This window comes from Streptomyces sp. NPDC048269 (assembly GCF_040652395.1).
Classification (GTDB): Bacteria; Actinomycetota; Actinomycetes; order Streptomycetales; family Streptomycetaceae; genus Streptomyces.
Window position 1 is genome coordinate 120,001 of the sequence record NZ_JBEZLW010000019.1, and the last position, 9,717, is coordinate 129,717.

The window sequence follows — 9,717 nt, forward strand, 5'->3', positions numbered from 1 at the left end:
CGGTACTCACGGCCGGACGGCGGCGACAGCGACGGGGAAGTCGAAATACGAGTCGGGAAAAGCCTCGGGCTTGAAGGTGAAGTGCCACCATTCCTCCGGCAGGTTGACGAAACCCTGTGCGGAGAGCGCACGCCCCAGCACCTCCCGGTGGGCGCGGGCGGCGCCCCCGATCCGGGGATCGTCCGTGTGCGAGAGCGGATCGAAGAAGTCGAACGCGGTCCCCATGTCCACCTCGCCGCCCGAGAGCGTCTCCAGCGTCACATCGACCGTACTCCCACGGCTGTGCCCGGACTTCTCGGCGATGTACCCCTCGGGAATCAGCCGGCCGCGCTCCACGTTCGGGTAGAACTCCGCCTTGGCCTCCAGGTCCCCCGGACCATCGGGCTCCCCGGCCCACCGCACGAACCGGTCGACCGCCCGCTGCGGCCGGTAACAGTCGTACACCCGCAGCGAATAGCCGCGCGGCAGCAGCCCCCGCTGCGCCCGCCGCAGCGCCTCCGCGGCCGGCCTGGCCAGCAGGCACACCGGCTCCTCGTACCCGTCCACCACCCCGCCGGTGAAATTCCGCGCACCCGCGTACCGCATGTCCTGGTGGATGCTCGGATCCACCTCGCGCAACGCGGCGAACCCCGGCGGCGCCGCCCCACCGGCCAGCACCGCGAGCACGCCCACAACCACCGTCATCCGCATACCCCTTGGCATACCATCACGGGATGCCGGAACAGCTGAGGGACTCGCACTGCTCCACCTGCGGAGCGCGGTACGCCGCGACCGACTGGCCCCGCACCTGCCCCGCGTGCGGAGCCACCGCCTACCGCAACCCGCTCCCCGTGGCCGTCACCCTCCTCCCCGTCGAGGACGCGCACGGCACCGGCCTCGTCGTCATCACCCGCACCATCGCCCCGGCCCTCGGCGGCATCGCCCTGCCCGGCGGTTTCATCGACTTCGGCGAGGACTGGCGCGACGCGGTCGTCCGCGAACTCCGCGAGGAGACCGGAATCAAGGCCCCCGCCTCGGAGGTCACCCTGGCCGACGCCCTCAGCTCCCCGGCCGGCCACCTCCTGCTCTTCGGCCTCCTCCCGCTCCGCCCGGCCGCCACCCTCCCCGCCTCGGCACCGACGGAGGAGACCACGGGCTGGCACGTCCTGCGCACCCCGACGGAGCTGGCCTTCCCCCTCCACACCCAGGCCGCCGCCGCCTGGTTCGCGGGCCGCTACGCCTGATTTCGGTCATTCCAGCCTCGTCAGCGGCCATCGCCGACGTCCAGACCCCGACCGGCACACTCAGCCCCGCCGGCGTTCGAGGCGCGGGACACGGGACGGAGCCCCGGTCCTCACGTCGCACCACTCGGCCCGGCCCCCTAGACCCCCCGCACCACCACACCCTCCACCACGTCCCCCGCCTCCGACTCCACCACCACGGCGTCCCGGTCCCACCGCACGGTGTACCGCTCGACCTCACCCGCCTCGAAGCCCGGCCCCGGGTCGCGGATCACCACCCCGCCGCCGGTACGACCCCGCGCCGGCGCCCAGACCTCCAGCTCGACCCCGCCGGAGGCGGACCGCACCGGCAGCACCGCCCCCGCCCGCGCCAGCACCGGGATCCGCCCCCGTGGCGCGTCCAGCAGGATCTGGCCGGGGCCCTCGTACGCCGCACCGGTCGCGGTGTCGTACCACCGCCCCCGCGGCAGCCGCACCGCCCGCCGGTCCGCCCCGCACTCCAGCACCGGGGCGACCAGCAGCGCGTCGCCCAGCAGGAACGCGTCCTCGCAGTCCCGCAGCCCCCTCTCCTCCGGCGCGCCCCACCACAGCGGCCGCACGTACGGGGCCCCCGTCCGCCGCGCCAGGTGGGCCAGCGTCACGAAGTACGGCCGCAGCCGCTCCCGCTCCGCCAGCAGCTCGCGCGCCCGCTCCTCCACCTCCGGCCCGAACTCCCACGGCTCCCGCCGCCCCGCCCAGATCGCCGAATGGGTCCGGAACAGCGGCAGGTACGCCCCCAGTTGCAGCCACCGCAGGTACAGCTCGGGGGAGGGGGACCCGCCGAAGCCGCCGACGTCCGGCCCCGAGTACGGCACCCCGCACAGGCCGAGCCCCAGCACCAGCGCCAGCGAGGCCCGCATCCCCTCCCAGCTCGTCTCCACGTCCCCCGACCACGTGCCCCCGTACCGCTGCATCCCCGCCCACCCCGACCGGGAGAACAGGAACGGCCGCTCGGCCGGCCGCAACCGGACCAGGCCCTCCCAGCCCGCCCGCGCCATCCCCAGCCCGTACACGTTGTGCCCGGCCCGGTGGTCCCCGCCCGCGCCGTCCATCGCGTGCCGCGCCGACCGCGGCAGCGTGGCGTCCCCGAACGGCGCGAAGGACACCGGCTCGTTCATGTCGTGCCAGAAACCGGCGAAGCCCTGCGCGAGGCGCTCCCCGTACAGCCCGCCCCACCACTCCCGCACCGCCGGATCCGTGAAGTCCGGGTACACGCACTCGCCCGGCCAGACCTCACCGCGCACCTCCCGGCCCGCCGCGTCCCGTATGAACGCGCCGCCCGTCCCCACCCCGCGCCCCGACGCGTGCACCGCGTCCCCCGTCTTCACCGCCGGATCGACGATCGAGACGAGCCGCACCCCCCGCTCACCCAACTCCCTTGCCAGCCCCGGCAGATCGGGGAACCGCCCCTCGTCCACCGTGAACACCCGGTGCCCGTCGTAGTGGTCGATGTCCAGGTGTACGGCAGACAGCGCGAGCCCGCGCGACGCGTAGCCCCCGACCACCCGGCGCACCTCCGCCGCGCTGCCGAACCCCCACCGCGCGTGCTGGTACCCCAGAGCCCACTCCGGCGGCACCGCCGCCGCACCCGTCAGCCCCGACCAGCCCTGCAGCACCCGCGCCGGCGTCCCCACCAGCACCCAGCACCGGAGCGGCCCGCCCTCCATGCGCAGTTCGCTCGTCCCCGGACGGTCCACCCCCGAACCCGCGCCTTCCTCGCCCTCGCGCAACACCACCCGGCCGTCCCACGAGTTGTCGTGGAACACCAGGTGCGTCCCCGCGTCCGCCACCACCATCTGCACCGGCATCGTCAGGTACAGCGGGTCGACACGCGGCCCGAAGCCGCCCTTCGGGTCCGTGTTCCACAGCCGGTACACGCCGTCCCGCAGCCTCGGACCCGCGGCCCGCCCGCCCAGCCCGAAGAACCGCGCGTCCGCCGCCACCTCGCCCCGCTGCAGCCAGCGCGCCCCGTCCAGCCGGGGATCCACCGGCTCCCACCACCGCGGCGGCGCCTCCCGCCGCAGCACCGTCCCGCCCGGCGTGCGGACCTCGACCGCACCGTGCCGGGACACCGCCACCGTCACCCGCTCCGACACCACCCGCCAGCCACCCCCGGTGTCCGGCTCCAGCACCGCCCGCGGATCCGGCTCCGGCCCGCTGCCCACCACCGCGTACGAAGGCGTCGGCCCGGCCCCGTCCCAGCCCCAGAACACCGCCCCGCCCACGGTGACCCGTACCAGCAGCTCGGACCGCGCGAACCGCAGCACACCCCCACCCGGCAGCGGCTCCGTACCGGTCAGCAGCCCGGGCACCCGCGCCCGCTCCGCGCCCCGGCGCGGGAGCCCCGCCGCGTCCGCGCGCCGGTGGCGCCACGCCGAGAGCCAGGCGCGCCGACCGCGCGCCGTACCGATGTCCTTCACCGCGCGCACCAGATCACGAACGTCCATGGACATCACCCTGCCACCGGCCCCGGGCCGAGGCTGCCGCGTTCAACTGTCGTTCACCCACAGGCGACCGCCCTCGCGACCGACCGCGACTGGTGGCGGCACACATGCCGCCGGCCCCGTGAGCGGTGATGACGGCTCTGGTGCGGATGTCGATCACATGGCATCGTCCCAGTGAGCCGCCGCGCGCGCACCCCCCGCGCGATGGCACCGTACGCACACGAAGCGCGAGCCGCAGACTTGACCGGGAGCCGACCCATGACCTCAGCCACGCAGCCGGAACCCCTCTGGGCCCCCGGCCCCGACCGGATCGCCGCGGCCCGGATCACCGCCTTCCATGCCTGGGCCGCGGAGCGCTTCGGAGCCCCCGCCGAGGGCGGCTACCCCGCCCTGCACAGCTGGTCCGTCGACGAGCTCGACACCTTCTGGCAGGCCGTCGCCGAATGGTTCGACGTCCGCTTCACCACCCCGTACCAGTCCGTCCTCGCCGACCGCTCCATGCCCGGCGCGCACTGGTTCACCGGCGCCACCCTCAACTACGCCGAGCACGCCCTGCGCGCCGCCGAGGACCCGGCCCGCGCCGACGACGCCGCCCTGCTGTACGTGGACGAGACCCACGAGGCCACGCCCGTCACCTGGGCCGGGCTCCGCCGCCAGGTCGGCTCCCTCGCCGCCGAACTGCGCGCCCTCGGCGTACGCCCCGGCGACCGGGTCAGCGGCTACCTCCCCAACATCCCCGAGGCCGTCGTCGCCCTGCTCGCCACCGCCGCCGTCGGCGGCGTCTGGACCTCCTGCGCCCCCGACTTCGGCGCCCGCAGCGTCCTCGACCGCTTCCAGCAGGTCGAGCCGGTCGTCCTGTTCACCGTGGACGGCTACCGCTACGGCGGCAAGGAGCACGACCGCCGCGACACCGTCGCCGAGCTCCGCGCCGAGCTGCCCTCCCTGCGCGCCGTCGTCCACATCCCGCTGCTCGGTACGCCGGCCCCTGCGGGCACCCTCACCTGGGCGGACCTGACCTCCGCGGACACCGACCCCGTCTTCGAGGCGGTCCCGTTCGACCACCCCCTGTGGGTCCTCTACTCCTCCGGCACGACCGGCCTGCCCAAGGCCATCGTCCAGTCACAGGGCGGCATCCTCCTCGAACACCTCAAGCAGCTCGGCCTGCACTGCGACCTCGGCCCGGAGGACCGCTTCTTCTGGTACACCTCCACCGGCTGGATGATGTGGAACTTCCTCGTCTCCGGCCTGCTCACCGGCACCACGGTCGTCCTGTACGACGGCAGCCCCGGCTACCCCGACACCGGCGCCCAGTGGCGCATCGCCGAGCGGACCGGGGCCACCCTCTACGGCACCTCCGCCGCCTACGTCATGGCCTGCCGCAAGGCCGAGGTCCACCCGTCCCGCGACTTCGACCTCTCCGCCGTCAAGTGCGTGGCGACCACCGGCTCCCCGCTCCCGCCCGACGGCTTCCGCTGGCTGCACGACGAGGTGGCCGAGGACCTCTGGATCGCCTCCGTCAGCGGCGGCACCGACGTCTGCAGCTGCTTCGCCGGCGCCGTCCCCACCCTCCCCGTCCACATCGGCGAGCTCCAGGCCGCCTGCCTCGGTACGGACCTGCAGGCCTGGGACCCGTCCGGCAAGCCCGTCATCGGCGAGGTCGGCGAGCTCGTCGTCACCAACCCCATGCCGTCCATGCCGGTCCGCTTCTGGAACGACCCCGACGGCAGCCGCTACCGCGAGAGCTACTTCGAGATGTTTCCGGGCGTCTGGCGCCACGGGGACTGGATCACCATCACCGACCACGGCTCGGTGATCATCCACGGCCGTTCCGACTCCACCCTGAACCGCCAGGGCGTCCGGATGGGCTCTGCCGACATCTACGAGGCCGTCGAACGGCTCCCTGAGATCAAGGAGTCCCTGGTCATCGGCCTGGAGGAGCCGAACGGCGGCTACTGGATGCCGCTCTTCGTCCACCTCGCCCCCGGCGCCACCCTCGACGAGGACCTCCGCGCCCGGATCAAGGCGACCATCCGCGAGGAGCTCTCCCCGCGCCACGTCCCCGACGAGATCATCGAGGTCCCGGGAATCCCGCACACCCTCACCGGCAAGCGCATCGAGGTCCCGGTCAAGCGCCTCCTCCAGGGCGCACCCCTGGCGAAGGCGGTCAATCCGGGCTCCGTCGACAACCTCGACCTCCTCCGCTTCTACGAGGAGCTGGCCCGCACCCGCGGCTGAGCCCACTGTCAGTGGCGCTGATTACTCTGAGTGAGCAAGCGATTGCAGCACTCAGGGGGAGCCATGCCACGGAAGAACGACACCGGTACTCACCGGACCCGCATCACCGACCGGCGCCGCAGGCTGCGCCGCGAGGTCCCCAGCACCGTCGGCCTCCTGGCCGACGCCGGGGACTTCGCAGCCATGCGCGGCTACCGCACGTTCGGATTCGACCACCACGACGACTACGCCGACTACCTCCGCCACGTCGACGGCCTGCTCCGGTCCCTCGCGGGCCAGGGCATCCACACCACCGTCGCGCTGTTCGATCCCGAGGAGTACGCCGAGTACTGCGAGGAACAGGGCCTCGACCCGGACAGCGCCGAGGCCCGCACGCTGTTCACCGCGGAACTGGCAGGGGCGGGCGCGGGCCTGCCCTATACCGGTCAGCCCATCGAGGAACTCGTCCCGCTCCTCGTGGACGAGGCCGTCCGGCAGGCCACGTGGGAGTACGCGACCATGCTCCTCGCCGGCGTCGGCACCTGCGCGGACTGTGGCGAGGACATCGGCCACGCCTCCTTCGAGCGTGCCGCCGCCGCGCTCCGAAGGCTCATGGCCGGTGCCGGACCCGGCCGCCACCACCTCGTCTGCAGCGTGCCGACGGAGACGGAACAGCTCGTCGCCGTCCTGCACGCCGAGACCGGCACCGACCCGGGGGAGCCGCCCCGGACGGAGGGCCGCGACGGCCTCGACTTCGTGACCGTGCTGGCCGCCGGGCTCGCCCTCGGCGGCCCCGGGGGGCTGGTCCTGCGCACCACCACCGAGGAAAACCGGGACCGGGTCCACGGCTGGCGCCTGGACCGCGGCCGTCTCGCCGTGCTGTCGGCGGCGGCCGTGTTCAACGCCTACTGCACGGACGCCGACACCGGGGAGCCCGTCGCCCCCGAACCGGGCGTCGAGTACTGCCCCGGCTACGAGGTGGACGGCCCGGGCCCACACCACTGAGGGAGGGAGCACAAGGGAAGGGAGCACAAGGGGAGGGGGCGCGGAAGGCGGCGCCGGAGAGCCGAGCCGCAGAGCCGAGCGGGAGAACGGCCGAGGGGCCCTCGCCACCGGCGAAGGCCCCTCGGCCGGACAGATTCCGCTCCGCGGCTATTCGCCGGAGAGCACCGCCTGGGCGGCCACGCGGGCCTCCTCCGCGCTGTCGCACGCACGCGCCGCGGCTGCGGCACGCTCGCACTGCGCGAGGGTGTACTTGGCGAGCGTCGCCCGCACGTACGGAATCGAAGCGGCACCCATCGACAGGGAGGTGACACCCAGACCCGTCAGCACACAGGCGAGCAGCGGGTCGGAAGCGGCCTCGCCACAGACACCACAGCTCTTGCCCTCCGCCCTGGCGGCTTCCGCCGACATGGCGATCAGATCGAGCAGCGCCGGCTGCCAAGGGTCCTGCAGCCGCGACACCGCACCGACCTGACGGTCGGCGGCGAAGGCGTACTGGGCCAGGTCGTTGGTGCCCAGCGACAGGAACTCGACCTCCTGGAGGATCGAACGCGCCCGGAGCGCGGCGGAGGGGATCTCCACCATCGCGCCGAACTTCGCCTTCAGCCCCGCCTCGCGGCAGGCGTCCGCGAACGCCTTGGCGTCGGTCCGGTCCGCCACCATCGGGGCCATGACCTCGAGGTAGACCGGCAGCCCCTCGGCAGCCTTGGCCAGCGCGGTGAGCTGCGTGCGCAGCACGTCCGGGTGGTCGAGCAGCGAGCGCAGACCACGGACACCCAGCGCCGGGTTCGGTTCGTCGGCCGGGGTCAGGAAGTCCAGCGGCTTGTCGGCACCGGCGTCCAGTACGCGTACGACGACACGGCCCTCGGGGAAGGCCTCGAGCACCTTGCGGTACGACTCGATCTGCTTCTCCTCGGACGGAGCGTTCTTGCTGTCGTCCAGGAACAGGAACTCGGTGCGGAACAGGCCCACACCCTCCGCTCCGGCCTCCACGGCGGCCGGCACGTCCGCCGGACCGCCGACATTGGCCAACAGCGGCACCTTGTGACCGTCGGAGGTCGCGCCGGGACCGGACGACGCGGCGAGAGCGGCCTTGCGCTCGGCGGCCGCGACCTCCAGCTCGGACCGCTTCTCCGGGCTCGGGTCCACGAACAGGTCGCCCGTGCTGCCGTCGACGGCGATGAGGGTGCCCTCCGCGATCTCACAGGCACCGGGCAGCGCCACGATCGCCGGCACGCCCAGCGCCCGCGCGAGGATCGCGCTGTGGCTGGTCGGGCCGCCTTCCTCGGTGACGAAACCGAGGACGAGAGCCGGGTCGAGCAGCGCGGTGTCGGCGGGAGCGAGGTCCCGCGCGATCAGTACGTACGGCTCGTCGCTGTCGGGCACACCCGGCATCGGCACGCCGAGCAGGCGCGCCACGATGCGGTTCCGTACGTCGTCCAGGTCGGCCACCCGGCCAGCCATGTACTCGCCGGCCCCCGCGAGCAGGTCACGGTAGGCGGCGAACGCGTCGTAGATACCGCGCTCGGCGGTGCTGCCGACGGCGATCCGCCGGTCGACGTCCGCCATCAGCTCGGGGTCCGTGGCGATCATCGCCTGGGCCTCGAGCACGTGCTGAGCCTCGCCACCGGCCAGCTGGCCGCGCGCGATCAGGTCGGCCGACACAGCCTCCACGGCCTTGCGGGCGCGCCCCTGTTCGCGCTCCGCCTCGTCCGCGGTGATCTGCTTGGCAGGCGGCTCGAGAACCGCCGTACCCATGTGCCGGACCTCGCCGATCGCCACACCGTGGCTCACGCCGACGCCTCGCAGCGTTGTCTCCATTTCACCCGTCTCCGATTGAGCGGCGGCCCCGGCCGCCGCGGTGGATGTCCGACTCACCTGTGCAGGCGGACGTGTCACTGCCAGCTGAAGAGAGCGTCGTCAGCCTTGACGTCTCCGGACTCGACGACGCCGGCGAGGGAGTCGGCCGTCGCCTCGAGCGCGACGACAGGGCAGATGGGGGACTTGCCCGCGGCCTCGACGGCGGCGGGGTTCCAACGGATGACAGCCTGACCGCGGGCCACGGTGTCGCCCTTGTTGACGAGCAGCTCGAAGCCCTCGCCGTTGAGCTGGACGGTGTCGATCCCCAGGTGCGTGAGCACGCCGTGGCCTTCGCCGTCGACGACTACGTACGCGTGCGGGTGCAGGGAGACGATCACACCATCAACGGGGGACACCGCCTCCGAGGGCTCGCGCACGGGATCGATAGCGGTGCCCGGTCCCACCATTGCGCCGGAGAACACCGGATCGGGCACTGCCGCGAGTCCGATGGCGCGCCCGGCAAGTGGGGACGTCACGCTGGTCATGGGGGCCTCCCAGGGTGGGGCTTCTCGTGTCGCCGTCACTAACTGTCGCGAACGGCGTACTCTTCAGAAGGATAAGTCACAAGATGTTCGGGTTCGCCCGATGTTGAACCCGATCCGGGCTGGCCCTCAGGCACGGAGACTAGTGGACTAGACCGGTGGACTAGACCATACGTCTGAATCGATTTGCTTGGGCACCAGCAGGCCTGTACTGTCGTGACTCCCGCCACGACGTGTCGTGTGAACATCTCGCGAACGCCGGTGGACGGGACTCCTCCTCTTCAGCACCGATCTTGATCTCGATCGTCTTTCCGCATGCCCTTTCGGTAATGCGGAGAGTGGTCAGGGAGACCGGAAATCGCTGATAGAGTCGGAATCGCCGGAAAGGGAAAGCGCGAAAGCGCAGGACCTGGAAAGCACCGAGGAAATCGGGCCCGAAAGAGTCTGATAGAGTCG

The 9,717-nt window shown here is 72.8% G+C and carries 7 protein-coding genes; 3 read left to right on the top strand and 4 right to left on the bottom strand.

The window, feature by feature from the left end; all coding sequences use genetic code 11:
- Positions 1 to 6: 6 nt before the first annotated feature.
- Positions 7 to 684: a M15 family metallopeptidase gene (locus tag AB0D48_RS21875; protein WP_362399265.1), complete on the bottom strand. Its 678-nt coding sequence runs from the start codon at positions 682 to 684 to the stop codon at positions 7 to 9.
- Positions 685 to 713: 29 nt separating this feature from the next.
- Between AB0D48_RS21875 and AB0D48_RS21880 the strand changes: the two genes are divergently transcribed.
- Positions 714 to 1,223 carry an NUDIX domain-containing protein gene (locus tag AB0D48_RS21880; protein WP_362399268.1) on the top strand — a complete coding sequence of 170 codons (510 nt, stop codon included), beginning with the start codon at positions 714 to 716 and terminating at the stop codon, positions 1,221 to 1,223.
- A 137-nt stretch (positions 1,224 to 1,360) separates the two neighbouring features.
- Here the strand turns inward: AB0D48_RS21880 and AB0D48_RS21885 are convergent, their stop codons facing one another.
- On the bottom strand, positions 1,361 to 3,706 hold the full coding sequence (locus AB0D48_RS21885; RefSeq protein WP_362399271.1) for a TIM-barrel domain-containing protein: 2,346 nt from the start codon (positions 3,704 to 3,706) through the stop codon (positions 1,361 to 1,363).
- 255 nt (positions 3,707 to 3,961) lie between these two features.
- On the opposite strand from AB0D48_RS21885, the gene AB0D48_RS21890 reads away from it, so the two are divergent.
- Positions 3,962 to 5,938, top strand: a complete 1,977-nt coding sequence (locus tag AB0D48_RS21890; RefSeq protein ID WP_362399274.1) for an acetoacetate--CoA ligase — start codon at positions 3,962 to 3,964, stop codon at positions 5,936 to 5,938.
- A gap of 63 nt (positions 5,939 to 6,001) precedes the next feature.
- Positions 6,002 to 6,922, top strand: a complete 921-nt coding sequence (locus tag AB0D48_RS21895) for a hypothetical protein (protein ID WP_362399276.1) — start codon at positions 6,002 to 6,004, stop codon at positions 6,920 to 6,922.
- Positions 6,923 to 7,069: 147 nt separating this feature from the next.
- On the opposite strand, the gene ptsP is transcribed toward AB0D48_RS21895, so the two are convergent.
- Both ptsP and AB0D48_RS21905 read right to left on the bottom strand, forming a co-directional pair.
- Positions 7,070 to 8,740, bottom strand: a complete 1,671-nt coding sequence (ptsP, locus tag AB0D48_RS21900; RefSeq protein WP_362399278.1) for a phosphoenolpyruvate--protein phosphotransferase — start codon at positions 8,738 to 8,740, stop codon at positions 7,070 to 7,072.
- Positions 8,741 to 8,814: 74 nt separating this feature from the next.
- Positions 8,815 to 9,264, bottom strand: a complete 450-nt coding sequence (locus AB0D48_RS21905; RefSeq protein ID WP_362399282.1) for a PTS glucose transporter subunit IIA — start codon at positions 9,262 to 9,264, stop codon at positions 8,815 to 8,817.
- Between the last annotated feature and the right edge of the window lie 453 nt (positions 9,265 to 9,717).

Coding starts and splice junctions, on each gene's coding strand:
- ptsP (WP_362399278.1), bottom strand. CDS start 8,740: ATGGAGACAACGCTGCGAGGCGTCGGCGTGAGCCACGGTGTGGCGATC.
- AB0D48_RS21895 (WP_362399276.1), top strand. CDS start 6,002: ATGCCACGGAAGAACGACACCGGTACTCACCGGACCCGCATCACCGAC.
- AB0D48_RS21885 (WP_362399271.1), bottom strand. CDS start 3,706: ATGGACGTTCGTGATCTGGTGCGCGCGGTGAAGGACATCGGTACGGCG.
- AB0D48_RS21875 (WP_362399265.1), bottom strand. CDS start 684: ATGACGGTGGTTGTGGGCGTGCTCGCGGTGCTGGCCGGTGGGGCGGCG.
- AB0D48_RS21890 (WP_362399274.1), top strand. CDS start 3,962: ATGACCTCAGCCACGCAGCCGGAACCCCTCTGGGCCCCCGGCCCCGAC.
- AB0D48_RS21880 (WP_362399268.1), top strand. CDS start 714: ATGCCGGAACAGCTGAGGGACTCGCACTGCTCCACCTGCGGAGCGCGG.
- AB0D48_RS21905 (WP_362399282.1), bottom strand. CDS start 9,264: ATGACCAGCGTGACGTCCCCACTTGCCGGGCGCGCCATCGGACTCGCG.